Consider the following 26,793-nt stretch of genomic DNA (forward strand, 5'->3'; position numbering starts at 1 on the left):
TCGGGGGCAGTGCGCCGGAGCGGGTCAGGTGCGGATCTCGAGCAGCGGGACGAGCTGCTCCGCCGCCGTCATGGAGCCGTGCATTCCGGCGAGGGCGGACTCGTTCGGCTCGTTGCGCGAGGCGGTGATCGCGGCATCGGCCTGGGCGGCCGCCACCACGTCGCCGATGCGGCCGAGCACCCGCTCGTCGCACTCCCCCGGCACGCCGAACCAGCCCAGTTCCAGGGCCTCTTCGCGGCTCGCGACCCAGAACCGGTCGCCGAGCACCTCGCGCCACACGGTCAGTACGTCCGCCTGCGCACCCGGCACTGCGTACACGTGCCGGGCCCGGCCCTCGCCGCCCAGCAGGGCCACGCCCGCGCTCAGCTCCCAGTCCTCGTCGAAGTCGATCCGGGAGTCCTCGTCGAAGGGGACGTCGACCATGCCGTGGTCCGCGGTCACGTACAGGGAGGTGCGCGGCGGCAGCTGCTCGGCGAGCCGCTGGACGAGCCGGTCCACGTACATCAGCTGGCCGCGCCAGGCGTCGGAGTCCACTCCGTGGCGGTGGCCGGCGCCGTCGAGCTCGCTGTAGTACGTGTAGACGAGCGAGCGGTCACCGGCCGCGAGGCGTTCGGCCGCCAGGTCCATCCGCTCCTCGCCGGTCATCCGGCCGAGGAAGGTGCCGCCGCTCAGCGCGATCTTGGTGAGCGGGGTGGTCTGGAACGCGGGCGAGGAGACCTGGGCGGTCGCCACCCCCGCCTTGTCCGCCTGCTGGAAGACGGTCGGGTACGGCTGCCAGGGCTTCGGCTGGGTCCACGGGTGCCAGCGCAGCTGGTTCATCAGTGCGCCGGTGGCCGGGTTGCGGACGGCGTAGCCGGGCAGGCCGTGGCGGGCCGGCGGCAGACCGGTGCCCACGGAGGCCAGCGAGGTGGCGGTGGTCGCCGGGAAGCCCGCGGTGATCGGGCGGCCGGTGCCGCCGCGCGAGGTGCCGAGCAGGGAGGTGAGGTACGGGGCCTCGTCCGGGTGGGCCTTGATCTGCTCCCAGCCCATGCCGTCGACCAGGAACACGCAGTTCCGGTCGGCCGGGGTCAGCTCGGTGATCGCGGCGGTGAAGCCGGGGACGCCCTGGCCCGCCACGAGCGTGGGCAGCAGGTCGGCCAGCGACCCGGTGCCGTACTCCGGGACGGGGGCGCCGGCCAGGTCCAGCAGCTCCGGCTCGGGCCACTCCTGTGCCGCGGAGTACGCCATCAGCGGGCGGGGGTGGACGTGGCCGCGGTGGCCTCGGAGAGCGCCTGTGCGAAGACCAGGGTCTGGCGCACCGCCTCCGGGCCGTCGCCGGCCTCGCTGACCCGCAGGCTGAGGTCGTCGGCGGTGGAGTTGCCGGTGTAGCCGTGGTCGGAGTCGCAGTTCGGGTCGCCGCAGGCGGCCGGCTCCAGGTCGATCCGCGAGACCGCGCCCCAGCCGATGGTCAGGACGACCTCACGGGGCAGGGTGCCGGGAGTGTAGGACTCCGGGTTGGCGACGACACGGCTGAGCACCACGGAGGAGATGCTGGACAGCTTGACCGACTCGGTGGAGGTCGTCGCGTACGGGGAGGGGGACCCGGCGTCGGCGGCCTGCTCGTCGGTGTGGCTGACGATGAAGCGGTTGCCGGTCAGGACCAGCACGGTGACGTGGCGGCGCACCTCGTTGGAGTCGAAGGTCGTCTCCTGGTGGACCAGGTACGACGAAATCGGCTCGCCGCCCACCGCGGCCTCCACGGCCTCGGCCACGAGGGCCGGGTAGTAGCCGCTGCGCTCGATCGCCGTGCGCAGCCCCTGGGTCGTCGTACCGGATTTCGCCATGAGGTCCATCCTAAGGCCCGTACGGGGCCCTCAGGCCGCGCCGTACCCGGTCAGTAACTGGGGAGGGTCCGCGGGCCGAGATCGCCGCGGGCGGGCGGGTGGGCGACGCGGACGGTGGCGCTGAGCACGGACAGCCCCTCGGTGGCGACCACGACGGGCTCCAGGGAGACGCCGATCACCTCGGGGTGGTCGTCCACCAGGCGCGACAGCCGCAGGAGCAGGTCCTCCAGGGCGGGCGTGTCCACGGGGTCGCTGCCGCGCCAGCCGAAGAGGAGGGGTGCGGTCCGGATGGACCGGATCAGTCCGGCGGCGTCCCGGTCGGTGGCCGGGACCAGCCGGTGCGCGGTGTCGCCGAGCAGCTCGGAGGCGACGCCGGCGAGCCCGAAGGAGAGGACGGCGCCCGCGGCGGGGTCGATGACGGACCGGACGACGGTGTCGACCCCGCGCGGCACCATGGGCTGCACCACGGGCTGGAGCTCGGCCGGCTTGCCCAGCGCGTCGGTGAGCTCCTCGTACGAGCGCCTCAGTTCGGCCTCGTTCGTGAGGTCGAGCCGTACGCCGCCCAGGTCCGCGCGGTGGCGCAGGTGCGGGGCGGTGGTCTTGAGCGCCACCGGGTAGCCCAGCACCCCGGCGGCCCGGACCGCCGCGTCGGCGCTCGGCGCCGGCAGGGTGGGCAGGACCCGGATCCCGTACCGCGCGAGCAGCTCACGGGCGTCCCAGTCGGTCAGGGTGTGTACGGCCCCGGCGTCGACGTCCGCGAGCAGTCCGGCCAGCTGGGCCGCGGCTCCGGCCTCGTCGATGTCCTCGTACTCGGGGACCCGCCCGTCGTCGTCGGCGGTGGCCCGGCGCCACTGGCCGTACCGGACGGCTTCGGCGACGGCCTTGACCGCCCGCTCGGCGGCGGGGTAGCTGGGGATGCTGGCCCCCGCCGCGGTGGACAGGCCCGCCGGGGACCGCGGATCCGGGGCGGGGCCCCCGGCCGGGGTGGGGGCGGGGTGCGGCAGGCCCCGCACCGCGGACAGGGCCTCGACGAGCTCCTCCAGCTCGACGTGCACGACCGCCACCGGCTTGCCGGGGTGCCCGGCCACGGCGTCGCGGAGCGCACCGGCCAGGTCGTCCGCGGGAGCCTCCTCGCTCACCCAGGGGATGGCGGTGACCACGACCGCGTCGCAGTCCTCGGAGCGGAGCGCGTCGGTCAGGGCGGCGCGGAAGTCCGCCGGCGAGGCGGCCGTCGTCAGGTCCAGCGGAGGCAGCGGCTGCAGGCCCTGGGTGAGGCAGGCGTCGTAGGTGAGGATCCCGAGGGACTCGGAGTTGCCGAGGATGGCGATCCGGGGCCCGGCGGGCAGCGGCTGCGCGGCCAGCAGGAGGCCGACGTCCACCAACTCGGTGACCGTGTCGACGCGGATCACGCCGGCCTGCCGCAGCAGCGCGGAGACGGTGGCCTCCGGGAGCCTGGTACCGGGGACGACGTGCCCGGCCGGGCTGTGGCGGCCGCCCTTGGCGACGACCACCGGCTTGACGGCCGCCGTCCGGCGGGCGAGGCGGGTGAACTTCCGCGGGTTGCCGAGGGTTTCGAGGTAGAGCAGGGCGACGTCGGTCGCCCCGTCGTCGTACCAGTACTGGAGGATGTCGTTGCCGGAGACGTCGGCCCGGTTGCCCGCGGAGACGAAGGAGGACAGTCCCTCGCCGCGCCGGAGCAGGCCGGAGAGCAGAGCGATCCCGATCGCCCCGGACTGGGTGAACAGGCCGATCCGGCCGCGCGTGGGCATCGGCGCCGGGGTGAGGGAGGCGTTGAGTTCCACGTCCGGCGCGGTGTTGATCACCCCGTAGGCGTTCGGGCCGATCAGCCGCATCCCGTACGAGCGCACCTGCCGCACCAGTTCGCGCTGGCGGGCGAGCCCGGCCGGGCCGCTCTCCCCGTAGCCGGCGGACAGGACGACGAGCCCCTGCACCCCGTGCTCGCCGCAGGCGGCCACCGCTTCGGGGACCCGGTCGGCCGGGACCGCGATCACCGCGAGGTCCACCGGGGCGCCGACGGCCCCGATCGTGGGGTAGGCGCGTACGCCGTCGAGCAGGTCGCGGGTGACGGCTTCGTTGACGGCGTAGAGATGGCCGCGGAAGCCGCTGTCGCGGAGGTTGCGCACCGCGGCCGCGCCGACGCCGGCGCCGGACCGGCTGACTCCGACGACGGCCACCGAGCCGGGGGCGAGCAGCCGCTGCACCGAGTGGGCCTCGGCGCGCTGTTCGCGGGCGCGCTGCACGGCGAGGGACTCGGCGGTGGGTTCGAGGTCGAGCGTGAGGTGGACGGAGCCGTCCTCGAAGCTGCGCTTCTGCTGGTACCCGGCGTCCGTGAACACCTTGATCATCTTGTTGTTGGCGGGCAGCACCTCGGCGGCGAACCGCCGGATGCCGCGCTCGCGGGCCACCGCGCCGATGTGTTCGAGGAGGGTGGAGGCGACCCCGCGGCCCTGGTGGGCGTCCTGGACGAGGAAGGCGACCTCCGCCTCGTCGGCGGGCCCGGAGGCGGGCCGGCCGTCGGGGCCGATGCGGTCGTAGCGGACGGTGCCGATGAACTCCCCGCCGATGGTCGCGGCGAGCCCGACCCGGTCCACGTAGTCGTGGTGCGTGAAGCGGTGCACGTCGCGGTCGGAGAGCCGGGGGTAGGGAGCGAAGAAGCGGTAGTACTTCGACTCGTCCGAGACCTGTTCGTAGAAGCTGACGAGCCGGCCCGCGTCCTCGGTGGTGATGGGCCTGATCCGGGCGGTACCGCCGTCGCGCAGGACGACATCGGCTTCCCAGTGGGCCGGGTACGAGGGGTCCGACTCGATGGTCATGGGCCTACCTTACGGCCGGACAGGGCGGTGCAGCGCTCGCGCGGCGCATTAGGCAGGACCGGACAAACCAGTGCAAGCTGGGGAAGGTCGAGCGGCGAAAAATTCAGGCCGAGGGCCGGTCCGAGCATTCCGGACGTCGTGAGAGACTGGTCTAGACAACCGTAAGAACCTGAAGGGCATCACCATGGCAGAGCGCCGCGTCAACGTCGGTTGGGCCGAGGGCCTGCACGCTCGTCCCGCCTCGATCTTCGTCCGTGCGACGACCGCTTCCGGCGTCCCGGTGACCATCGCGAAGTCCGGCGGCGACCCCGTCAACGCCGGCTCCATGCTGGCGGTTCTGGGCCTGGGTGCCCAGGGCGGCGAGGAGATCGTCCTCGCCTCCGAGGCCGAGGGTGCGGAGGCCGCACTCGACCGCCTCGCGAAGCTGGTCGCCGAGGGTCTCGAGGAGCTCCCCGAGACCGTCTGACCCTTCGGGTTCGACCTCACGCACGAAGCCGCGGCCCCCGCTCCCGGGACCGCGGCTTCGTCGTATCCGGCCCGGGGCCCTGTCGACCGGCCGGGCCCCTGCCCCGGCAACAGCCCCTGTCCGGCCACTCCCGGATCGAGGCCCCGCCCCGAAGCGGACCCGGAGAAATCCCGCTCGACCGGAAAGAAGCCGGCCGAAATCCCGGCGCACGCCGAATTCAGCTCCGCGGGAATTCGGCACGACAAATGGGCCCGGCGCACAATCCGACCGGCCACCGCACAGCGAATTCGCGCGATTCCATCCTTTGTATACGGCTCCTGTTAATGCCGGCCGCCCGACATGTTTACGGCAGGTTGCGAAGTCCTCACCGCCGCGCGGAGCCGCAGCCGGTGCGCCCCCGCCGCCCGGTCGGCGTGGACCGCGGTCAGCGCCCGCGCCCGGTCGGCGTCCCCGCGCGCCACCGCGTCCACGATCGCGCCGTGCTCCGCCCAGGAGTCCACCGGCCGGGCCGGCGCCTCCACCACGTACATCCAGGCGATCTTGTGCCGCATCTGCGTGAGCAGCGCGATCAGCCCGGGGCTGCCGGAGGACTGTGCGAGCGTCTCGTGGAACCAGCCGCCCAGGGACCGCAGATCCTCCCCCTGTCCCCGTCTGGCCCGCTCCTGCCCCAGCCTGACCAGCCCCCGCAGCACCTTGAGGTGCGCGTCGGTGCGCCGCCGGGCCGCCCTGGCGGCCGCCAGGGGCTCCAGCAGCATCCGCAGCTCCAGCAGGTCCGCGGCCTCCTGCTCGGTCGGCTCGGCCACGCAGGCCCCCGCATGGCGTCTCGTGGTCACGAAGCCCTCGGACTCCAGGGTCCGCAGGGCCTCGCGGACCGGGACGCGCGAGACCCCGTACCGGCGGGCCAGTACCTCCTCGGTCAGCCGGGCGCCCGGCTCGAACGCCCCGGAGACGATGTCGTCGCGGATTGCTGTGCATACCGCGTGCGCAGGAATACGCAAGACCGAACCTCCGCCTATTTCCGACTGCCAGTCTCATTGCACGCACATGCGCGTGCTGCGACTCTATTGCAACACACGATAATTTCCGAGAGCAGCCGAAAATGCGAAACATTTGCACAAGGGCGCAACACAAAGACCCCGGCTCGGGGAGCCGGGGTCCTCGGTGAAGCGGAGGGTGGAGCCGATGCGGTGCGGCGCAGCCTCAGAGTTCGACGCCGTGCGAGCGCAGGTACGCGATCGGGTCGATGTCCGAGCCGTACTGCGAGCCCGTGCGGGCCTCGAAGTGCAGGTGCGGGCCGCTGGAGTTGCCGGTGGAGCCCGACAGGCCGATCTGCTGGCCGGGGGTGACCTGCTGGCCGACCGAGACGTTCAGCGAGGTCATGTGCCCGTACTGGGTGTACGTACCGTCGTTGTGCTTGATGACGACGTTGTTGCCGTACGCGCCACCCCAGCCGGCCTCGACGACGGTGCCGACGCCGACGGCGTGGACCGAGGTGCCGGAGGCGGCGTGGAAGTCGATGCCCGTGTGACTGCCGGAGGACCACATGCCGCCGCCCGCGTGGTACTGCGTGCTGACGTACGAGCCGTCCACCGGGGCGACGAAGGTGTTGAGGCGCTTGCGCTCCTCCTCGCGGGCGGCGCGCTCGGCGGCCTCGCGCTCGGCCTTCGCCTTGGCCTCGGCGAGGCGCTTGGCCTCCGCGGCCTTCTGCTTCGCGTCCGCCTCGGCCTGAGCCTTGGCGGCGGCGTGCTCGGCGGCGCGGTGCTGGGCGTCGGCCTGCTCGGAGATGTCGCCCGCGAGCTCGTCGGCGACGACGACGGCACCCAGGCCGTTGTCCATGCCGATGTTGCTGCTGTGGTTGTCCGCGGCGAAGGCCGGGGCGGCGAGGGAGCCGACGACACCCGTGGTGGCGATCGCGGCGATACCGGCGTAACCGGCGGTCTTCTTGCTCAGACGGCTGGAACCACGGTGCTTACCGGAACCAGCGGGACGACTGCCAAACGCCATGAAGGGTTTGATCCTTTCCTTCCTTCTCGCCTACCGGGTTAGCTGACGGGTTCGGAGCAGGAAGGTCTCCTACGGGCCTCCTCTTGCGAGGGGGTCCGATTCACCCCAGGGACTATGTGGGTCCCCGGCTCCCCAGGCTCGCGCCTGACGGGGACTCGGCGATCGCTGCCCGGTGCCGCGGGTGCGGCGGGCACAACTGACGGACAGCACGGCCGACGCTAGGCGGATCATCAGTCAATCGCCAAACAGACACGGCTTTTTGTTGCGTACGCCACACCGCATACAAGCAACCTCACCACTAAACGGACAAAAGGGGTTCTGGTGAACAAGTCACCAGAACCCCTTGCTGAATCCTTCAGCCGGCCCTCAAGGGGCCGTCGCCCGAGCGTCAGTTGGAGACGACCGTGACCTCACCGATTCCGAGGGCCCGCACGGGCTCCTCGATCAGCGCCGCGTCGCCCACCAGGACGGTGACCAGCCGGTCCGCCGGGAAGGCCTTCACCACCGCCGAAGTCGCCTCCACCGTGCCGGTTTCGGCCAGCTGGGCATACAACTGCGCCTGGTAGTCGTCCGGCAGTTCCTGCTCGACCTGGTCGGCGAGGGTGCCCGCGACCGACGCCGCCGTCTCGAACTTCAGCGGGGCCACGCCCACCAAGTTCTGGACCGCGACATCACGTTCGGCATCGGTCAGACCGCCCTCGGCGAGGGTGCGCAGCACCTTCCAGAGGTCCTCCAGCGCGGGGCCGGTGTTCGGGGTGTCCACCGAGCCGCTGATGGCGAGCATCGAGGCGCCCTTGCCGTCCGCGGTGGAGCGCAGCACCTGGCCGAAGGCGCGCACCCCGTAGGTGTACCCCTTCTCCTCGCGCAGCACCTTGTCCAGGCGCGAGGTGAGGGTGCCGCCCAGGCAGTACGTGCCGAGCACCTGGGCCGCCCACACCCGGTCGTGGCGGTCCGCCCCGATCCGGCCGATCAGCAGCTGCGTCTGGACCGCTCCGGGCCGGTCCACGATGACCACGCGGCCGGTGTCGTCGGCGGTCACCGGCGGCACCGGGAGGGCCGCGGCGGTGTTGCCCGTCCAGGTGCCCAGGGTGTCCGCCAGCACGGCGTCCAGGTCGATGCCGGTCAGGTCCCCGACGACCACCGCGGTGGCCGTGGCGGGGCGTACGTGGGCCTCGTAGAAGGCGCGTACGGCGGCGGAGTCGATCCGGGCGACCGTCTCCTCGGTGCCCTGGCGCGGCCGGGACATCCGCAGGGTGGCCGGGAAGAGCTCCTTGGAGAGCTGCTTGGCGGCGCGGCGCTGCGGGTTGGCCAGCTCGTGCGGGATCTCGTCGAGCCGGTTGCGCACCAGCCGGTCGACCTCGGCGTCGGCGAACGCCGGGGCGCGCAGCGCCTCGGCCAGCAGGCCGAGCGCCTTGGGCAGCCGGGAGGCCGGGACCTCCAGCGAGACCCGCAGGCCCGGGTGGTCGGCGTGCGCGTCGAGGGTGGCGCCGCAGCGCTCCAGCTCGGCCGCGAACTCCTCGGCGGAGTGCTTGTCGGTGCCCTCGGAGAACGCGCGCGCCATGATGGTCGCCACGCCGTCCAGGCCCGCGGGCTCGGCGTCGAGCGGGGCGGCGAGGTTGACCTCGACCGCGACGACCTGCTGGCCCGGCCGGTGGCAGCGCAGCAGGGTCAGCCCGTTGGACAGCTGCCCTCGGTCGGGGGCCGGGAAGGCCCACGGCTGCGGCTCGCCGGCCTGCGGCTGCGGGTGGAAGGTCATCGTGACGGCTGCGGTGTCGCTCACTGCTCCGCCCCCTCGTTCTCGTCGGACTCGTCGTGCTGGTCGGACTCGTCGGCCGCGATCGGCTCGTAGACGAGCACCGCGCGGTTGTCCGGGCGCAGTCGGGCCGCGGCCACGGCCTGCACCTCCTCGGCGGTGACGTCCAGAACGCGCTGGACGGCGGTCAGCGCCAGCTGCGGGTCGCCGAACAGCACCGCGAAGCGGCACAGTTCGTCGGCGCGCCCGGCCACCGTGCTCAGCCGGTCCAGCCACTCCCGCTCCAGCTGCGCCTGGGCGCGCTCCATCTCCTCGGCCGTCGGGCCCTCGGCGGCGAACCGCGCGAGCTCCTCGTCCACGGCCGCCTCGATGGCGGGGATCTCGACCCCGCTGGAGGTCTTGACGTCCAGCCAGCCCAGGGAGGGCGCCCCGGCCAGGCGCAGCATGCCGAAGCCGGCCGCGACGGCGCTCTGGTCGCGGCGTACCAGCCGGTTGTGCAGCAGCGAGGACTCGCCGCCGCCCAGGATGGTCAGCGCCACGTCGGCGGCGTCGCACTCGCGGGTGCCGTCGTGCGGCAGCCGGTAGGCGGCCATCAGCGCACGCGCCGGGACCTCCTCGACGATCTCCTCACGCAGCTGCTCCCCGATGACGTCGGGCAGCGAGCCGTCGCGCGGCGGCTGCTTGCCGTCGTGCGCCGGGATGGTGCCGAAGTACTTCTCCACCCAGGCGAGCGTCTGCTCGGGATCGATGTCCCCGACGACGGAGAGCACCGCGTTGTTGGGCGCGTAGTACGTACGGAAGAAGGTGCGCGCGTCCTCCAGGGAGGCGGCGTCCAGGTCGGCCATGGAGCCGATCGGGGTGTGGTGGTACGGGTGGCCCTCGGGGTAGGCCAGGGCGGTGAGCCGCTCGAAGGCCGTGCCGTAGGGAACGTTGTCGTACCGCTGGCGGCGCTCGTTCTTGACGACGTCGCGCTGGTTCTCCATGGACTCGTCGTCCAGGGCGGCCAGCAGGGACCCCATCCGGTCCGCCTCCAGCCAGAGCGCGAGCTCCAGCTGGTGGGTCGGCATCGTCTCGAAGTAGTTGGTGCGCTCGAAGCTGGTGGTGCCGTTGAGGGAACCGCCGGCGCCCTGGACCAGTTCGAAGTGGCCGTTGCCCGGTACGCTCGCCGACCCCTGGAACATCAGGTGCTCGAAGAGGTGAGCCAGGCCGGTACGTCCCTTGACTTCGTGGCGCGAGCCGACGTCGTACCAGAGGCAGACCGCGGCGACCGGGGTCAGGTGGTCCTCGGAGAGCACCACGCGCAGGCCGTTGGCCAGCCGGTGCTCGGTCGCTGTCAGGCCGCCGGAGCCGGCCTGGGCTGTGGCCGTGTGACCCATGGGCATGTGGTCCCTTCGATCGCGATGCAGAGATTTCTTATCGACCTGCCACTGTATGCAAGCGCGTCGGCCGCCGGATAAGTTCCCGGGTCACTCCCCCGCACTCCGTCCGGGGGACCTCCGGGGTCGGAGTCGGCGTTGTCGGTGCGTCGGGCCACAATGGTCCGCGTCGTACCCTCGCCGGACACCACAAGACCGCCAGACCGAACCAGACACCCCGCCAGACACCCAGCACACCCCATTTTGGTTAAGGAGCCGCGCAGCGATGGCCCGCCGCAGCACGAAGACCCCGCCGCCGGAGGATTTCGAGGAGAAGATCCTCGACATCGACGTCGTCGACGAAATGCAGGGCTCCTTCCTCGAGTACGCGTACTCGGTGATCTACTCCCGCGCCCTGCCCGACGCCCGGGACGGCATGAAGCCGGTCCACCGGCGCATCGTCTACCAGATGAACGAGATGGGCCTGCGCCCCGACCGCGGCTACGTGAAGTGCGCCCGTGTCGTCGGCGAGGTCATGGGCAAGCTCCACCCGCACGGCGACGCGTCGATCTACGACGCCCTCGTGCGCATGGCCCAGCCCTTCTCGATGCGGCTGCCGCTGGTCGACGGCCACGGCAACTTCGGTTCGCTCGGCAACGACGACCCGCCGGCCGCCATGCGTTACACCGAGTGCAAGATGGCCGACGCCACGTCGCTGATGACGGAGTCGATCGACGAGGACACCGTCGACTTCACCGCCAACTACGACGGCCAGGAGCGGGAGCCGGTCGCGCTGCCCGCCGCGTACCCGAACCTGCTGGTCAACGGCGCGTCCGGGATCGCGGTCGGCATGGCCACCAACATGCCCCCGCACAACCTCGGCGAGGTCATCGCGGCCGCCCGCCACCTGATCCGCCACCCGCAGGCGGACCTGGAGGCGCTGATGCGCTTCGTGCCGGGTCCCGACCTGCCCACGGGCGGCCGGATCGTCGGCCTCTCGGGCATCAAGGACGCCTACGAGAGCGGGCGCGGCACCTTCAAGATCCGCGCGACGGTCGCCGTGGAGGACGTGACGGCGCGCCGCAAGGGCCTGGTCGTCACCGAACTGCCCTTCACGGTCGGCCCCGAGAAGGTGATCGCGAAGATCAAGGACCTGGTCGGCTCGAAGAAGCTCCAGGGCATCGCCGACGTCAAGGACCTCACCGACCGCGCGCACGGCCTGCGCCTGGTCATCGAGATCAAGAACGGCTTCCACCCGGAGGCCGTCCTGGAGCAGCTCTACAAGCTGACGCCGATGGAGGAGTCCTTCGGCATCAACAATGTGGCGCTGGTCGACGGGCAGCCGCTGACCCTGGGCCTCAAGGAGCTGCTGGAGGTCTATCTCGACCACCGCTTCGAGGTCGTCCGGCGGCGCAGCGAGTTCCGCCGCACCAAGCGCCGCGACCGGCTGCACCTCGTCGAGGGCCTGCTGGTGGCCCTCATCGACATCGACGAGGTCATCCGGCTCATCCGGGACAGCGAGAACTCGGCCCAGGCCAAGGCCAGGCTGATCGAGCGGTTCTCGCTGAGCGAGATCCAGACCCAGTACATCCTGGACACCCCGCTGCGCCGGCTCACCAAGTTCGACCGCCTGGAGCTGGAGTCCGAGCGCGACCGGCTGACCGGCGAGATCGACGAGCTGACCGGGATCCTGGAGTCGGACAGCGAGCTGCGCAAGCTGGTCTCCGCGGAACTGGCTGCGGTCGCGAAGAAGTTCGGCACCGAGCGCCGTACGGTGCTGCTGGAGTCCGCGGGCACCGCGGTGGCGGCGGTTCCGCTGGAGGTCGCGGACGACCCGTGCCGGGTGCTGCTGTCCTCGACGGGCCTGCTGGCACGTACGGCGAACGGCGACGCGCTGCCCGAGGAGGAGGGCGGCGCCCGCGCCAAGCACGACCTGATCGTCTCGCAGGTCGCGGCGACGGCCCGGGCCGATGTCGGCGCGGTCACCTCGTACGGGCGGCTGCTGCGGCTGTCGGTGATCGACCTGCCGCAACTGCCGGACACCCATGCCGCGCCGAACCTGGCGGGCGGCGCCCCGGTCTCGGAGTTCCTCTCCGGACTGGAGCCGGACGAGAAGGTGATCTGCCTGACCTCGCTGGACGAGTCCTCGCAGGGTCTGGCGCTGGGAACCGAGCAGGGCGTGGTCAAGCGCGTCGTGCCGGACTACCCGGCGAACAAGGACGAGCTGGAGGTCATCACCCTCAAGGAGGGCGACCGGATCGTCGGCGCGGTCGAACTGCGCACGGGCGAGGAGGACCTGGTCTTCATCACCGACGACGCCCAGCTGCTGCGCTACCCGGCGAGCCAGGTGCGCCCGCAGGGCCGCCCGGCGGGCGGTATGGCCGGCATCAAGCTCGCCGACGGCGCCAAGGTGATCCACTTCTCGGCGGTGGACCCGGCGCGGGACGCCGTGGTCTTCACGGTGGCGGGCTCGCAGGGCACCCTGGACGACTCGGTGACGTCCGGGAAGCTGACCCCCTTCGACCAGTACCCGCGCAAGGGCCGGGCCACCGGCGGCGTGCGCTGCCAGCGGTTCCTGAAGGGCGAGGACGTCCTGGTGCTGGCGTGGGCGGGCGGCTCCCCCGCCCGCGCGGCGACGGCGAACGGCACCCCGGCCGAACTGCCCGCCATGGACCCGCGCCGGGACGGCTCGGGAGCGGCGCTGCCGGCGACCGTCGCGGCGCTGGCGGGAGCCGCGCTGTAGGGACGTACGAGGGCATTCGGGTGGTGCGACCGGGGGGACGTACCACCCGAATGCCGACTAGTGTTTTCCCCGTGGACGCGGTGGGGGGAGAACACAACTGATGAGCCGTCGAGCGGGCAGCGGACTGATCGGGAACTGGGCGGAGGCCCAGCGCCGTCAGCAGCAGACGCAGCTGATCCAGCAGCGGGAGGCCGAGCGCCGGCAGCGGGCCTACGAACGGGACGCGAACCGGAGCCACCGGCAGTACCGCGAGGCCGAGGCCCTGAGGCGCACCGCACAGCTCGACGCCGAGGTCACCGCCCTCAAGGGCCTGTTGGCCGCGGGCTGCCGGGCACCGGCGTTCCGGATATCCGACCTGGCCCGGCCCGACCGGCTGGAGCCCTTCAACCCCGGGGCCCTGGCCCAGCCGGTGCCGATGCCCCGCATCGAGGACTTCCAGCGGCAGAGCAGCGGCTGGACCCTCGGCTCGAACCACCGGGCGCAGGCGGAGCGCGAGGCCCACGCCCGGTACACGCAGGCCTGGCAGGCCGCGAACGCCGCGGAGGCACAGCGGCAGCAGCAACTGGCCGCGTACCGGCAGCAGTACGACCGGTGGGCGGCGGAGCAGCTCGCCGGGGTGCGGGCACACAACGGCGGGCTCACCGAGCTGGCCGACGCGCTGCGCGCGGGCGATGCCGAGGCGGCGGTGGAGTACTTCTCGGCAGCCCTGTACGCCTCGACGGCCTGGCCCGAGGCACTGCCCCGGCAGGTGGCCGCCGCCTACGACCCCGCCGCGCGCCAGCTGGTGCTGGACTGGGAGCTGCCCGGGTACGCGGTCGTACCGGAGGCCCGGGCCGTGCAGTACCTGCCGAGCACGGACCAGGACAAGGTGAAGCCGCGCCCGGTCACGGAACGGCGGGCCCTGTACCGGGACCTGCTGGCCCAGTGCGTGCTGCTGGTGGTGCGCGAGCTGTACGCGGCGGACGAGTTCGGCGTACTGGACTCGGTCGTGGTCAACGGCTTCGTGGACTGCCACGATCCGGTGACGGGGCAGGAGGCGCGGTTCGTGCTCGCCACGGTGCCGGCGGAGCGCAGCGCCTTCTCCGGGCTGCGGCTGGAGCAGGTCAGCGCGGTGGACTGTCTGGTCTCGGGGCTGGGCGGGCAGTTGTCGGCGCGGCCCGACCAGCTGACGGCGGTGCGCCCCGGGCGCCGGCCCGACGAGGTCGGCGGGGGTGTCGTCAGCCACGGCGGGCACGGGGGCGACGCGGACGAGGACGAGCCGGATCTCTTCGTGATGGACCCGATCGCCTTCGAGAACCTGGTCGCCGAGCTGTTCCGGGCGATGGGCATGGAGGCGGTGACCACGCAGCGGTCGGGCGACGGCGGGGTGGACGTGGAGGCGGTGGACCCGGCGCCGATCCGGGGCGGGCGGATCGTGGTGCAGGTCAAGCGCTACCGGAACACGGTGCCGCCCACGGCCGTGCGTGATCTGTACGGCACGGTCCAGGACAAGGGGGCGAACAAGGGGGTACTGGTCACCACCGCGTCCTTCGGGCCCGGGTCGTACACCTTTGCCAACGGCAAGCCGCTGGAGTTGGTTCCCGGGGCGGACCTGGTCGAACTGCTCCACCAGTACGGTCTTCGGGGCCGCCTCGGCGGCGGCAGCGCCGCGGCGCCCGCCCGGCGGACGCCGGAGCCCGAGCCGGCTCCCCCGGCGGACCACAACGTGCTCGGCATGTCCTGGTCGGGGTCGGTCGCCCTGGACGTGTGCGCCCTGGTCTGCACGGGCAGCCGGGTGCTGAGCGAGGACCACTTCGTCTTCTTCAACAACCCGCGCACCCCGGACGGTTCGGTCCGCTCCCGTGAGCACGCGAGGCCCGACAAGGCGGCGCTGGAGGTCTCCTTCGACGCCCTGCCGTCGCAGGCCGACCGCCTGGTCCTGGTGGCCGCGATCGATCCGGAGGTCGATCCCCACGCCGACCTCGCCGGGTTCACCGACGCCCATATCCGCCTGCTGTCGGCCGGCGGGGAGGAACTGGGCCGGCTCGACGTCTCCGACGGGCGCGCCGGCGAGACGGCCCTGGTCCTCGGCTCGTTCCGGCGCCGCTCCAACGGCGACTGGGACTTCGTGATCGGCGGCAAGGGCTACCGCGGCGGTCTGGAGTCCCTGCTGGGCGAGTACGGGGTCGAGGTCGCCTGAGCCCTGTCCGGTCGTTCGTCGCCGGGTTGCTCGCGGAGCAGGGGCGCCGCCGGCTCCCTCAGTCCCCGTTCGCGCCGCTCCCGGACTCGGACTCCGCGCCGGTCCCGGACTCGGACTCCGCCCCGGACTCCGCGGGCCGGGCGACGTACCGCAGTACGCCCCACATGCTCTCGGGGCGCGCCTCCTGCGGGGCCGGTTCGCGGCAGGCCTCCAGGTCGCGCAGCAGACCCGGACCGTCGGTTCCCGCGCCGATCAGGACGAGCTGGGTCAGGCGCGCCTCGCCGCGCCCCCAGGGCCGCGGGGCGAAGCGGAGGAAGCGGCCGACCGCGTGGACCTCGTAGCGTTCCTCGTGCCCGGGGACGCCGAAGTAGACGAAGCCCTTGATCCGGTAGAGCCCGGCCGGGCGCCGGTCGAGAAAGTCGATGAACCGGCGCGGGGACAGGGCCTGCTCGGAGGTGAACTCCGTGCTCTCGTACGCGGCATGCGCGTGGCCGCAGCGGTCGTGATCGTGGCCGGGGCCGTCCGCCTCCACGAGCAGGTCCTCGAAGGAGAGCTGGCCGCGGGTCTCGGTCCAGGGCCGCCGGTCGAAGAGGAGTTCCGGGTCGATCCGCCCGTGGTCGGCGCCCACGACCGGGGTGCCCGGGGCGCAGAGCGCGGCGAGTTCCTTCTCGATCCGGGCCCGCTCGGCCGCGTCCACCCGGTCGGTCTTGTTGAGCACCACCAGGTCGGCGACGGCGAGGTGGCGGTCGGTCTCGGGGTGCCTGGCCCGGGTCGCGTCGAACTCGGCGGCGTCCACGACCTCCACCATGCCGCCGTACCGGATGGCCGGGTTCTCGCTGGCCATCAGCATCCGGATCATCTCCTGGGGCTCGGCCAGCCCGCTCGCCTCGATGACGATCACGTCGATCCGGTGGACGGGTGCGGAGAGCTTCTCCAGGTAGGCGTCGAGTTCGCTGCCGTCGACGGCGCAGCACAGGCAGCCGCCGCCGAGGGAGACCATCGAGTCCCCGACCTGGCCGGCCACCGACATCGCGTCGACCTCGATCGATCCGAAGTCGTTGACGACGACCCCGATCCGGGTGCCTCCGCGACCGGCGAGGAGGTGGTTCAGCACGGTGGTCTTGCCGGATCCGAGGAAACCGGCGAGGACGACGACGGGAATGGGCTGCCTGCTGTTCACCCGGTCGATCGTAGCCAGGATCCCTCAGGGCAGGAGCGGCACCGGCTGGGGCGGGGTGGGGCCGGTGTACCGGGCGGCCGGACGGATGATCTTCGAGTCGGCTGCCTGTTCCAGGATGTTGGCGCTCCAGCCGACCACCCGTGCCGCACAGAAGGTGGGCGTGAACATCTCGCGCGGGAGCCCGCACAGTTCCATGACCACCCCCGCGTAGAACTCCACGTTGGTGTGCAGTTCCCGGCCCGGCTTCAGTTCGGCGAGTATCTCCTCCACCTGGCGCTCGACCTCGACGGCGAAGTCCACGAGGGGACCGCCGAACCGAAGGGCGATCTCGCGCAGCATGCGTGAGCGGGGGTACTCGGTGCGGTAGACGGGGTGGCCGAAGCCCATGATCCGGTCGCCCGCCAGGACCCGCTCGCGGATCCACGGCCCGATCCGGTCCACGGTGCCGATGGCGTCGAGGGTGTCCAGGGCGCGGCTGGGGGCGCCCCCGTGCAGGGGTCCGGAGAGCGCACCGATCGCCCCGGTCAGGCAGGCCGCGACATCGGCGCCGGTGGAGGCGATCACACGGGCGGTGAAGGTCGAGGCGTTGAAGCCGTGGTCGACGGTGGAGATCAGGTACTGCTCGACCGCGCGGGCCCGGGCCTGATCGGGTTCCCGGCCGGTCAGCATGTAGAGGTAGTTGGCGGCGTACGGGAGGTCGTCGCGCGGCTCCACCGGCTCCAGGCCCTGTCCCAGCCGGTGCAGGGCGGTCAGCAGGGTCGGTACGGCGGCGCAGGCGGCCAGTGCGTCGGCGGCCCGGCGGTCGGGGTCGAGGTCGTAGACCGGGCGAAAGCCGGCGGAGGCGCCGAGCAGCGAGAGCGCGGTGCGCAGCCCGGCGAGGGGGCCGGAGAGCCGGGTGGCCCGGGCGAGGTCCGGCAGGGCGTCCCGTACCTGCTCGGGCAGTCGGCGCAGGGGTGCGATCTCGGCCGTGAAGGCGGCGCGCTCGGCGGCGTCCATCGGGAGCGCGCCGCGGAACATCAGGTGCCATACGTCCTCGAAGCCGCGCCCGGCGGCGAGCTCGACGGCCGAGTACTGGCGGTAGTGGTAGAAGCCCTCCCGGCCCCGGACGTCGCCCAGCCCGGTTTCGGTGACCACGACTCCCGCGAGACCGCGGGGTACTTCCAGAGTGGTGTCCATGGATCGACCATCCATGATGGATTCAATCTCTGTCAATATTGATTGAATCAACATCACTGTCCATCTGTAGGGTGTGGGTCATGAGCGACCAGACGGACGGCGGGCGCAGGCTCGGCACACAGGAGGCGGCGCGCGCACTCGGGGTGAAACCGGCGACGGTGTACGCGTACGTGAGCCGCGGCCAGCTCACCAGCCGCCGCGATCCGACCGGGCGGGGCAGCAGCTTCGACGCCGCCGAGGTGGAGGCGCTGGCCCGGCGGAGCCGGCGCGAGGCGGCCGCCCCCGCCGGGGAACTCGCCGTCCGGACCGCGCTCACCCTCATCGAGCCCGACCGGTACTACTTCCGCGGCGTGGACGCCGTCGAGCTGGCCTCCCGCTACCGCTACGAGGAGGTCGCCGAGTGGCTCTGGACGGGCGCCGTAGCGCCCGGCGCCCGGTTCACCGCTCCCCCGCAGGCCCTGGCGGCCGCCCGGCGGGCGGTGGCCGCGCTGCCGGAACACGGCGGCCCCATCGACCGGTTGCGGGTGGCGGTCGCCGCCGCGGCCGTGGCGGATCCGCTGCGCTTCGACCTGTCCGAGGAGGCGGTACTCGGCTCCGCGCGCGCCCTGGTCCCCACGCTGGTCGGCGCGTTGCCCGAGGCGGGCCCGGACCGGTGGGCCGGGGACGGCCGGATCGCCCGGCAGCTGTGGTCGCGGCTGACGGCACAGGAGCCCGATCCCGACGCGCTGGCCGTGCTGGACCTGGCGCTCGCGCTGCTGGTCGACCACGATCTGGCGGCCTCGACCCTGGCCGTACGGGTCGCCGCGTCGGCGCGGGCCCATCCGTACGCGGCGGTGTCCGCCGGGCTCGGCGCCCTGGAGGGCCCGCTGCACGGCGCGGCCGGGCGGCTCGCGCACCGGATGCTGGTGGAGGTGCTGGAACAGGGCGGGGCCGCGCCGGTGGTGGCGGAGTACCTGCGGGCGGGGCGCCGGGTCCCGGGGCTGGGCCACCGGCTGTACCGGGGCGAGGACCCGCGCGCGCGGGCGCTGTTCGCCCGGCTGGAGGAACTGGAGCAGGCCGGTCCGGCGCTGGGAGCGGCGCGCGAGGTGGCCGCGGTGATGGCCCGGCAGGGCGGGCTGCACGCCAACGTCGACCTGGCCCTGGCGGTGCTGACGGTGTCGTGCGGGATGCCGGCCGAGGCCGGGGAGACGATCTTCGCGGTGGCCCGTACGGCCGGCTGGATCGCACACGCCCTGGAGGAGTACCAGGAGCGGCCGCTGCGGATGCGGCCGAGCGGGCAGTACTGCGGACCCCGCCCGCCGCAGCCGATGCCCGAGCGGGCACCGGAGGCCTGAGGAATGTCCTGCCGGGCAGGCCGGGGGCTCCGGGCCGCGGCCTGCCCGGCGGGCCGTCCCGGCGGGCTGCGCCACTGCTCGGCGATGGCCGTGGCGCGCGCGAAGTGGCCGCGGCCGCCTCCTCCGGGCCCAGCAGCAGGGCCGGTTCACCGAGGGTGCGGGCGACGGGCCCGGCGCGTCACCCTGCTCGACGGCACCGCGCAGCTCCTGTCGGGCGACCGCGTGGTGACAGCGGAACGCGGGGATCTTGTGATCGTGCCGCCCGGCCTCGATCACGCCTTCGCCGCCGCGCCCGGCGAGAACGCCGACATCCTCATCGTCACCACGCCGGGCATCGAGCGGTTCGAGTACTTCCGCCACCTGGAGCGGATCGCGTACGGGAAGGTGCCGCCGGAATCCCTGCTCGACGTCCAGGAGCTCTACGACACCCACTTCACCCGCAGTGAGCCCTGGAACACGGCCCGGGCATGACGGGAGTGGCGAACCCGACAAGCCGGGCGTAAGCATTCCGCTTCCGCCGGGGCCGACCTACCGTTGCTGCCCATGCGGTTCCCCCTCATGAGCGCTCGGCGCCTCGGGCTGCCCAGACGGGCCGTCTCCCAGATCCTGCTGACCCAGCTGGCCATCGCCGCCGGGGTCGTGGTCCTGGCGACCGGACTGTTCCTGGCGCCCCTGAGCGCCCAGCTCGACGACCAGGCGATGCGGCGCGCCCTGGCCATCGCGCAGAGCGCCGCGGCCGACCCTTCGCTGGCCGCCGGGCTGCTGGGCTCCGGCCCCTCGGCCGACAGCCCCGTACAGGCCTCGGCCGAGCGGATCCGCCGGGCCACTGGAGCCGAGTACGTGGTGGTGCTCGACCTGGACGGCATCCGCCGCTCGCACCCGACCGCCGACCGGATCGGGCTGCCCGTTTCCACCGACCCGAGCGACGCACTGGCGGGACGCGAGGTGATGGAGATCGACGACGGCACCCTGGGCCGCTCCGCCCGCGGCAAGGTCCCGCTCCTCGCGGCCGACGGCGAGATCGTCGGCGCCGTCTCGGTCGGCATCGCCTACGACAGCGTCCGCGACCGGCTGCTCGGCGCGATCCCCGGTCTGCTCGCCTACGCGGGCGGCGCCCTCGCGGCGGGCGCCCTCGCCGCCTACCTGCTCTCCCGCAGGATCCAGCGGCAGACCCGCGATCTCGCCTTCTCCGACATCGCCGGCCTGCTCGCCGAGCGCGAGGCCATGCTGCACTCCATCCGCGAGGGCGTGATCGCCCTCGCCCCGGACGGCCGGGTCCGGCTGGTCAACGACGAGGCAGCCCGCCTGCTGGGTCTCGCCCCGGACGCCGCCGACCACTGCGCCGGGCGCCCGCTGGACGACGTACTCGGTGCGGGCCGCACCGCGGACGTGCTGTCGGGCCGCGTCACCGGGCGGGACCTGCTCACCGTCCAGGGCCCCAGGGTGCTGGTGGCCAACCGCATGCCCACCGAGGACGGCGGCGCCGTCGCCACCCTGCGCGACCGCACCGAGCTGGAGCACCTGGGCCGCGAGCTCGACTCCACCCGGGGTCTGATCGATGCCCTGCGCGCCCAGGACCACGAGCACGCCAACCGCCTCCACACCCTCCTCGGCCTGCTGGAGCTGGGCCTGCACGAGGAGGCGGTGGAGTTCGTGACCGAGGTCGCCGGTGTGCACCGCACGACCGCCGAACAGGTCACCGAGAAGGTCCACGATCCGCTGCTGGCCGCCCTTCTGGTGGGCAAGGCGACCGTCGCGGCCGAGCGCGGCGTCGCCCTGCGGCTGGCGGGGACCACCCTCCTCCCCGACCGTCTGGTGGACCCGGGCGGTCTCGTGACGATCCTCGGCAACCTCGTGGACAACGCCCTCGACGCGGCCGCCGGTTCGGCGTCACCCCTGGTCGAGGTGGAGCTGCGCGCCGAGGGCCGTACCGCCGTGCTGCGGGTGCGCGACAGCGGCCCCGGGGTGCCTGCCGCGCGCCGCGAGGAGATCTTCACGGAGGGCTGGTCGACCAAGCAGCCCAGGGCCCACCGCGAGCGCGGGCTGGGCCTCGCCCTCGTACGCCGCCTCGCGGAGCGGCAGGGCGGCAGCGCCCGGGCCGGTGAAGCAGCGGACGGAGGGGCGGAGTTCTCCGTCGTACTCCCGGAGGCCCTGCGATGAGCGAGACCCCGAGCAGGGTTCATGTCGTACTGGTCGTCGACGATGACACGCGTGTTGCCCGGATCAACGCGGCGTACGTGGCGAAGGTTCCCGGTTTCCGGGTGACGGCGCAGGCCCATTCCGCGTCCGAGGCCCTGGAGTTCCTCGCCACGCATCCGGTGGACCTCGTCCTCCTGGACCACTACCTGCCCGACGAGAACGGCCTGGACCTGGTCCGGCGCCTGCGCCAACTCGGCCACCGCACCGACGTGATCATGGTGACCGCCGCCCGCGACCTCGCCACCGTGCAGGCCGCGATGCGGCTCGGCGCCCTGCAGTACCTGGTCAAGCCCTTCACCTTCGCCGGGCTGCGGACCCGGCTGGAGGCCTACGCGTCCCTGCGCCGCGCCCTGGACACCGGCGGTGAGGCCGAGCAGGCCGAGGTGGACCGGATCTTCGGCGCGCTCGCCGCCGCGGGGTCCGCGAACGAGCTTCCCAAGGGACACTCCGCGACCACCGCGGAACTGGTCCGCCAGGTCCTGCTGTCCGCCGAAGGGCCCTTGTCCACCCAGCAGATCGCCGACCGCGCCGGCATCAGCCGCCAGACCGCCCAGCGCTACGTCAAGCTCCTCGAACGCACCGCCCGGGTCAGCCTCGCCCTGCGCTACGGCGAGACCGGCCGCCCCGAGCACCGCTACACCTGGCTGCCGTCGGAGGGGCCGGCCTGACCACGCTCAGACGGCTCCGGCGCCCGTCAGGGAACGGACCTCCGTCTCCGCGTGCTTCGCCTCGTCCGGTTCCTCGTGCGAGGTGACCGTGCCCAGCCAGCCCGACAGGAAGCCCAGCGGGATCGAGACGATCCCCGGGTTCTGGAGCGGGAAGTACTGGAAGTCCACCCCGGGGAAGAGCGCCTCCGGGCTGCCCGACACCACCGGCGAGACCAGCACGAGCAGCACCGCCGGAATCAGGCCGCCGTACACCGACCAGACGGCTCCGCGGGTGGTGAAGCCGCGCCAGAAGAGCGAGTACAGCAGGACCGGCAGATTGGCGGAGGCCGCCACCGCGAAGGCCAGCCCCACCAGGAACGCCACGTTCAGGTTCTGGGCGAGCAGCCCGAGGGCGATCGCGACCGCCCCGATGCCGACGGCGGCGACCCTGGCCACCGCGACCTCGCTGCGCTGCCTGGCGTGCCGGCGCTTGAGGGAGGCGTACAGGTCGTGTGCCACGGAGGCCGAGGAGGCCAGGGTGATACCGGCGACCACCGCCAGGATGGTGGCGAAGGCGATGGCGGCGACGAAGGCGAACAGCACCGCGCCCCCGGTGGAGCCCGCGCCCCCGCCGAGGTGGGCGGCCAGCAGCGGAACGGCCGTGTTCCCGGAGGCGTTGGAGGCCCGTACCGCGTCCGGACCCACCAGGGCGGCCGCCCCGAAGCCGAGCACGATGGTCATCAGGTAGAAGCCGCCGATCAGCGCGATCGCCCACACCACCGAGCGGCGGGCCGCCCGCGCGGTGGGCACGGTGTAGAAGCGCGACAGGATGTGCGGCAACCCGGCCGTCCCGAGAACCAGCGCGAGACCGAGGCTCATGAAGTCGATGCGGGCGGTCCAGTCCCCGCCGTACTTGAGGCCGGGGCCCAGGAACGCCCGGCCGTGACCGCTGCGGTCGGCGGCGCTGGTGAGCAGCTGGTCGAAGTTCCCGTGGAAGCGCAGCAGCACGAGCACGGTCAGCGTGATCGCCCCGCCCATCAGCAGCACGGCCTTCACGATCTGGATCCAGGTGGTGGCCCGCATCCCGCCGAAGGACACGTAGACCACCATCAGCGCCCCGACCCCCACCACGGTCAGGGTCCGTGCGACGGGGCCGGAACTCCCGAGCAGCAGGCCGACGAGACTGCCCGCGCCGACCATCTGCGCGATGAGGTAGAGCACGGAGACGACGACCGAGGAGGTGCCGGCCGCGATCCGGACCGGACGCTCGCTCATCCGGGCGGCGACCACGTCGGCGAGGGTGAAGCGCCCGCAGTTGCGGACCAGTTCGGCGACGAGGAACAGCACGACGAGCCAGGCCACGAGGAAGCCCACCGAGTAGAGCAGCCCGTCGTAGCCGAAGAGCGCGATGAGACCGGAGATGCCGAGGAAGGAGGCGGCGGACATGTAGTCGCCCGCGATGGCGAAACCGTTCTCCATGGGGGAGAACAACCGCCCGCCCGCATAGAACTCCTCGGCCGACCCGTGCCGGTTCCGGCTGACCCAGGTGGTGATGCCGAGGGTCACCGCGATGAAGATGCTGAACAGGATCAGCGCCAGGGTCTGGTGCTCGGTGGTCACCGGCCCGCCCTCCTCGCCCGGGTCCGCTCCTGGCCGCGTTCCTGCTCGAAGACGGTCCAGCGCAGGTCGAGCGCGGCCCGGTCCCGGCGCAGCCGCGCGTGCCGGGCGTACGCCCAGGTCAGCAGGAAGGTGCTGAGGAACTGGCCGAGGCCCGCCAGCATCGCCACGTTGACCGCGCCCACCACCGGCCGGGCCATCAGGCCGGGCGCCGCGGTGGCGGCGACCACGTAGGCGACGTACCAGAGGAAGAACCCGGTGGTGGCGGGGACGACGAACCTGCGGTAGCGGCTGCGGACCTCCTGGAAGGCCGCGCTGCGCTGCACTTCGAGGTAGATGTCGGATGCGCCGGGCGCGGGGCGCCCACCGCCGGGGGCCGGGGCCGGCTGGGACGTTTCCTCACCCTCGCCCCACCCGACGGCCAGCGCGTCGTACCAGGGGTCGTCCAACCGGATCGTTCCGGTATCACGACCTTCGTGCTTGTCCACCGAACTCTCCTTGTCCGCTGCCGCATTGGCTGCGTGCCCACAAGGATGTGCGGAATCGGCCCTTTCCGGACTGGTGTACCGGCGCTCTTCACTCCAACAGGTGAGGGAGCGAAGAGCGCCGGTGTGCCGTGGCGCCTTCGGTGTCAGTGCCTGCCGCGGTCCGGCAGCACCCGGATCAGGCGTCGATGCGCGAGCGGTCCAGGGTCGCCGCGGAGCTGGTGATGAACTCCTTGCGGGGGGCCACCTCATTGCCCATGAGCAGGTCGAAGACCTGCTCGGCCGAGTCCAGGTCGCCGATGTTGATCCGGCGCAGGGTGCGGAAGCGGGGGTCCATGGTGGTCTCCGCCAGCTGGTCCGCGTCCATCTCGCCGAGGCCCTTGTAGCGCTGGATCGAGTCCTTGTACCGGATGTTCTTGCGCTGGTACTCCAGCAGGGTCTGGCGCAGCTCGTTGTCCGAGTACGTGTAGACGTACTTGTCCTGGCCCTTCTTCGGCTGGACCAGCTCGATCCGGTGCAGCGGCGGTACGGCCGCGAAGACCCGGCCGGCCTCGACCATCGGACGCATGTACCGCTGGAAGAGCGTGAGCAGCAGGCAGCGGATGTGCGCGCCGTCGACATCGGCGTCCACGAGCAGCACGATCTTGCCGTACCGCGCGGCGTCGATGTCGAAGGTCCGGCCCGAGCCGGCTCCTATGACCTGGATGATCGCCCCGCACTCGGCGTTCTTCAGCATGTCCGAGATCGAGGACTTCTGGACGTTGAGGATCTTGCCGCGGATGGGCAGGAGCGCCTGGAACTCGGAGTTCCGGGCGAGCTTCGCGGTGCCGAGGGCGGAGTCGCCCTCGACGATGAAGAGCTCGCTGCGGTCGACGTCGTCGCTGCGGCAGTCGGCCAGCTTGGCGGGGAGCGAGGAGGTCTCCAGCGCGGTCTTGCGACGCTGCGCCTCCTTGTGCTGACGGGCCGCGATCCGGGTCCGGGCGGCCGCGACGATCTTCTCCATCACCGCGCGGGCCTGCTGCTTGTCGTCGCGCTTGGTGGAGGTCAGGAAGGCCTTGAGCTCCTTGGCGACCACGGCGGCGACGATCCGGGTGGCCGCGGAGGTGCCGAGCACCTCCTTGGTCTGGCCCTCGAACTGCGGCTCGGCGAGGCGGACGGTGACGACGGCCGTCATGCCCTCCATCGCGTCGTCCTTGACCACGTCGTCCTCGGCGACGCGCAGCAGCTTGGCCGAGCGCAGGGCCTCGTTGACGGTCTTGGCGACCGAGCGCTCGAAGCCGGAGACGTGGGTGCCGCCCTTGGGGGTGGCGATGATGTTCACGAAGGACTTGACGTTGGTCTCGTACCCCGTCCCCCAGCGCAGGGCGATGTCCACGCCGAGCTCGCGGGTGACCTCGGTGGGGGTCATGTGGCCGCGGTCGTCGAGGACCGGGACGGTCTCCTTGAAGGTGCCCGTGCCGGTCAGGCGCAGGACGTCGCAGGCGGCCTTGTCCTGGGCGAGGTACTCGCAGAATTCGCTGATGCCGCCGTCGAAGCGGAAGGTCTCCTCGGTCTTGCCGGCCCCGTCGATGCCGCGCTCGTCGCGGACGACCAGGGTCAGGCCGGGGACGAGGAAGGCGGTCTGGCGGGCGCGCTGGTAGAGCGTCTCCAGGTTGAGCCGGGCGTCCTTGAGGAAGATCTGGCGGTCGGCCCAGTAGCGGACCCGGGTGCCGGTCCTGCCCTTGGCGACCCGCTTGACCTTGCGCAGGCCGTTGGCCGGGTCGAAGGGGCTCTCGGGGCCCTGCTCGGTGAACATTCCCGGGACGCCGCGGCGGAAGCTGATGGCGTGGGTCGAGCTGTTGCGGTCGACCTCGACGTCGAGGCGGGCGGAGAGGGCGTTGACCACGGAGGCGCCGACGCCGTGCAGGCCGCCGGAGGCCGCGTACGAGCCACCGCCGAACTTGCCGCCGGCGTGCAGCTTGGTCATGACGACCTCGATGCCGGACAGGCCGGTCTTGGGCTCGACGTCCACGGGGATGCCTCGGCCGTTGTCCCGGACCTCGACGGAGGCGTCCTCGTGGAGGATCACCTCGATGTGGTCGCAGTAGCCGCCCAGGGCCTCATCGACCGAATTGTCGATGATCTCCCAGAGGCAGTGCATGAGGCCCCGGCTGTCGGTCGAGCCGATGTACATGCCGGGACGCTTGCGGACGGCCTCCAGCCCCTCGAGGACGAGCAGGTGCCGCGCGGTGTAGTTGGAACCGTCCCGGTCTGCTCCGGACAGCAGCGCGCTGGAAGGCACGGACGTGTCGGCGGTCACGCAGTTCGCTCCTCGCTGAATTTCTTTTCTGGCCCGGTGGGGCGCAGGGGTGGCTCGGGTGCCGCTCGAAGGGTACCGAGGCCAGGTAGAGCCGATGCAACGCCACCCTCGCGCATTCTTCAGCCTAGACCAGATCCGCACGGATGTTCGATCCCCCACGCGGGTGAAGGAAACATCACGTTCCCTTCCGCGCATGAACCATTTAGGGTTCGGGCACGTCCTCATGAACAACCTGGCACTCTCGCCGGGGGAGGATGGAACTGCAACAAGCGCACGACTGACAACGCGAAACCGTAAAGCAACGCAATACGGCTCCTTCGCCGCCAACCGGCAACAGCCGGCCAGCTTCGGAAGGAAGTTTCGAGGAAAAGCCGCGAGCGGGAACGTTTTCGGCCTGGTTGGATGTTGACCCTGGTACGACAGCTCGTCGAGCTAGAGAAGAGGCGACGTGACTACTGTTCTGACACCCGCGACCCCGCTGACGGCCGCTGACCGATGCGACCGTTGCGGCGCCCAGGCATATCTGCGCGTCGTCCTGCTGAGCGGCGGTGAACTGCTCTTCTGCGCCCACCACGGTCGCAAGTTCGAGCCGGAACTCAAGAAGATCGCCGCGGAAATACAGGATGAGACCGAGCGGCTCACGTCCGCTCCGGCTGCCAATGCCGAACCCGAGGACCGCTGACACAAGGCCTGAACCTC

At 72.2% G+C, this 26,793-nt stretch carries 19 protein-coding genes, 1 pseudogene and 1 riboswitch; of the genes and pseudogenes, 8 read left to right on the forward strand and 12 right to left on the reverse strand.

The window, feature by feature from the left end; all coding sequences use genetic code 11:
- Positions 1-24 precede the first annotated feature (24 nt).
- From OG373_RS11420 to OG373_RS11430, 3 genes are read right to left on the reverse strand one after another with little or no spacing between them, the layout of a single operon-like run.
- Entirely contained in the window at positions 25-1,227 is a 1,203-nt protein-coding gene (locus OG373_RS11420) for an alkaline phosphatase family protein (protein ID WP_405437938.1), read from the reverse strand.
- The gene (locus OG373_RS11425; protein ID WP_073909804.1) at positions 1,227-1,823 is read right to left on the reverse strand and encodes a DUF5998 family protein; all 597 of its coding nucleotides are present in this window, start codon (positions 1,821-1,823) and stop codon (positions 1,227-1,229) included. Before OG373_RS11425 ends, OG373_RS11420 begins: the two co-directional genes overlap by 1 nt.
- 50 nt (positions 1,824-1,873) lie before the next feature.
- Entirely contained in the window at positions 1,874-4,657 is a 2,784-nt protein-coding gene (locus tag OG373_RS11430) for a GNAT family N-acetyltransferase (protein WP_405437940.1), read from the reverse strand.
- A gap of 184 nt (positions 4,658-4,841) precedes the next feature.
- Here OG373_RS11430 and OG373_RS11435 point away from each other — a divergent pair, with 184 nt between their 5' ends.
- Positions 4,842-5,123: an HPr family phosphocarrier protein gene (locus tag OG373_RS11435; protein ID WP_397732243.1), complete on the forward strand. Its 282-nt coding sequence runs from the start codon at positions 4,842-4,844 to the stop codon at positions 5,121-5,123.
- Positions 5,124-5,443: 320 nt separating this feature from the next.
- On the opposite strand, the gene OG373_RS11440 is transcribed toward OG373_RS11435, so the two are convergent.
- The 4 genes from OG373_RS11440 to OG373_RS11455 all read right to left on the reverse strand — a co-directional run bounded on the left by OG373_RS11440 (position 5,444) and on the right by OG373_RS11455 (position 10,256).
- Positions 5,444-6,121 (reverse strand): GntR family transcriptional regulator, encoded by a 678-nt coding sequence (locus OG373_RS11440; RefSeq protein ID WP_405437942.1) that lies wholly within the window; start codon positions 6,119-6,121, stop codon positions 5,444-5,446.
- A 202-nt stretch (positions 6,122-6,323) separates the two neighbouring features.
- Positions 6,324-7,127, reverse strand: a complete 804-nt coding sequence (locus OG373_RS11445) for a M23 family metallopeptidase (RefSeq protein WP_052871836.1) — start codon at positions 7,125-7,127, stop codon at positions 6,324-6,326.
- Positions 7,128-7,139: 12 nt separating this feature from the next.
- Positions 7,140-7,298: riboswitch (cyclic di-AMP (ydaO/yuaA leader) on the reverse strand.
- A 217-nt stretch (positions 7,299-7,515) separates the two neighbouring features.
- Complete coding sequence (locus OG373_RS11450) at positions 7,516-8,883, reverse strand: M16 family metallopeptidase (protein ID WP_405444026.1); 1,368 nt, start codon at positions 8,881-8,883, stop codon at positions 7,516-7,518.
- Positions 8,884-8,903: 20 nt separating this feature from the next.
- Positions 8,904-10,256, reverse strand: a complete 1,353-nt coding sequence (locus tag OG373_RS11455; RefSeq protein WP_405437943.1) for a M16 family metallopeptidase — start codon at positions 10,254-10,256, stop codon at positions 8,904-8,906.
- A 265-nt stretch (positions 10,257-10,521) separates the two neighbouring features.
- Between OG373_RS11455 and OG373_RS11460 the strand changes: the two genes are divergently transcribed.
- On the forward strand, positions 10,522-12,978 hold the full coding sequence (locus OG373_RS11460) for a DNA topoisomerase (ATP-hydrolyzing) subunit A (protein ID WP_405437944.1): 2,457 nt from the start codon (positions 10,522-10,524) through the stop codon (positions 12,976-12,978).
- Between the two features lie 100 nt (positions 12,979-13,078).
- A complete protein-coding gene (locus OG373_RS11465; protein WP_405437946.1) occupies positions 13,079-15,157 on the forward strand; it encodes a restriction endonuclease in 2,079 nt (692 codons plus the stop codon).
- A 58-nt stretch (positions 15,158-15,215) separates the two neighbouring features.
- Here the strand turns inward: OG373_RS11465 and OG373_RS11470 are convergent, their stop codons facing one another.
- Positions 15,216-16,337 (reverse strand): CobW family GTP-binding protein, encoded by a 1,122-nt coding sequence (locus tag OG373_RS11470; protein ID WP_405437948.1) that lies wholly within the window; start codon positions 16,335-16,337, stop codon positions 15,216-15,218.
- Positions 16,338-16,361: 24 nt separating this feature from the next.
- Positions 16,362-17,528, reverse strand: coding sequence for a citrate synthase (locus OG373_RS11475; protein ID WP_405437950.1), 1,167 nt, complete (start codon positions 17,526-17,528; stop codon positions 16,362-16,364).
- Positions 17,529-17,593: 65 nt separating this feature from the next.
- Here OG373_RS11475 and OG373_RS11480 point away from each other — a divergent pair, with 65 nt between their 5' ends.
- From OG373_RS11480 to OG373_RS11495, 4 genes and pseudogenes are all read left to right on the forward strand, one after another.
- Positions 17,594-18,847: a citrate/2-methylcitrate synthase gene (locus OG373_RS11480; protein WP_405437952.1), complete on the forward strand. Its 1,254-nt coding sequence runs from the start codon at positions 17,594-17,596 to the stop codon at positions 18,845-18,847.
- Between the two features lie 183 nt (positions 18,848-19,030).
- A pseudogene (locus tag OG373_RS11485) lies at positions 19,031-19,318 on the forward strand (cupin domain-containing protein); the annotation flags it as partial.
- Between the two features lie 87 nt (positions 19,319-19,405).
- Positions 19,406-21,007 carry an ATP-binding protein gene (locus OG373_RS11490; protein ID WP_405437954.1) on the forward strand — a complete coding sequence of 534 codons (1,602 nt, stop codon included), beginning with the start codon at positions 19,406-19,408 and terminating at the stop codon, positions 21,005-21,007.
- Complete coding sequence (locus OG373_RS11495) at positions 21,004-21,714, forward strand: response regulator (protein WP_405437955.1); 711 nt, start codon at positions 21,004-21,006, stop codon at positions 21,712-21,714. Before OG373_RS11490 ends, OG373_RS11495 begins: the two co-directional genes overlap by 4 nt.
- 6 nt (positions 21,715-21,720) lie before the next feature.
- Here OG373_RS11495 and OG373_RS11500 read toward each other — a convergent pair whose 3' ends face one another.
- The 3 genes from OG373_RS11500 to OG373_RS11510 all read right to left on the reverse strand — a co-directional run bounded on the left by OG373_RS11500 (position 21,721) and on the right by OG373_RS11510 (position 26,094).
- Positions 21,721-23,313 carry a cation acetate symporter gene (locus OG373_RS11500; RefSeq protein WP_405437957.1) on the reverse strand — a complete coding sequence of 531 codons (1,593 nt, stop codon included), beginning with the start codon at positions 23,311-23,313 and terminating at the stop codon, positions 21,721-21,723.
- The gene (locus tag OG373_RS11505; RefSeq protein WP_189972820.1) at positions 23,310-23,798 is read right to left on the reverse strand and encodes a DUF485 domain-containing protein; all 489 of its coding nucleotides are present in this window, start codon (positions 23,796-23,798) and stop codon (positions 23,310-23,312) included. The genes OG373_RS11500 and OG373_RS11505 overlap by 4 nt, the downstream gene beginning before the upstream one ends.
- A gap of 175 nt (positions 23,799-23,973) precedes the next feature.
- A complete protein-coding gene (locus OG373_RS11510; protein ID WP_405437959.1) occupies positions 23,974-26,094 on the reverse strand; it encodes a type IIA DNA topoisomerase subunit B in 2,121 nt (706 codons plus the stop codon).
- Positions 26,095-26,542: 448 nt separating this feature from the next.
- On the opposite strand from OG373_RS11510, the gene OG373_RS11515 reads away from it, so the two are divergent.
- Positions 26,543-26,776, forward strand: coding sequence for a hypothetical protein (locus tag OG373_RS11515; RefSeq protein WP_030016583.1), 234 nt, complete (start codon positions 26,543-26,545; stop codon positions 26,774-26,776).
- The last annotated feature ends 17 nt before the right edge of the window (positions 26,777-26,793 follow it).

Source organism: Streptomyces avidinii (assembly GCF_045161815.1).
Taxonomy (GTDB): domain Bacteria; phylum Actinomycetota; class Actinomycetes; order Streptomycetales; family Streptomycetaceae; genus Streptomyces; species Streptomyces avidinii.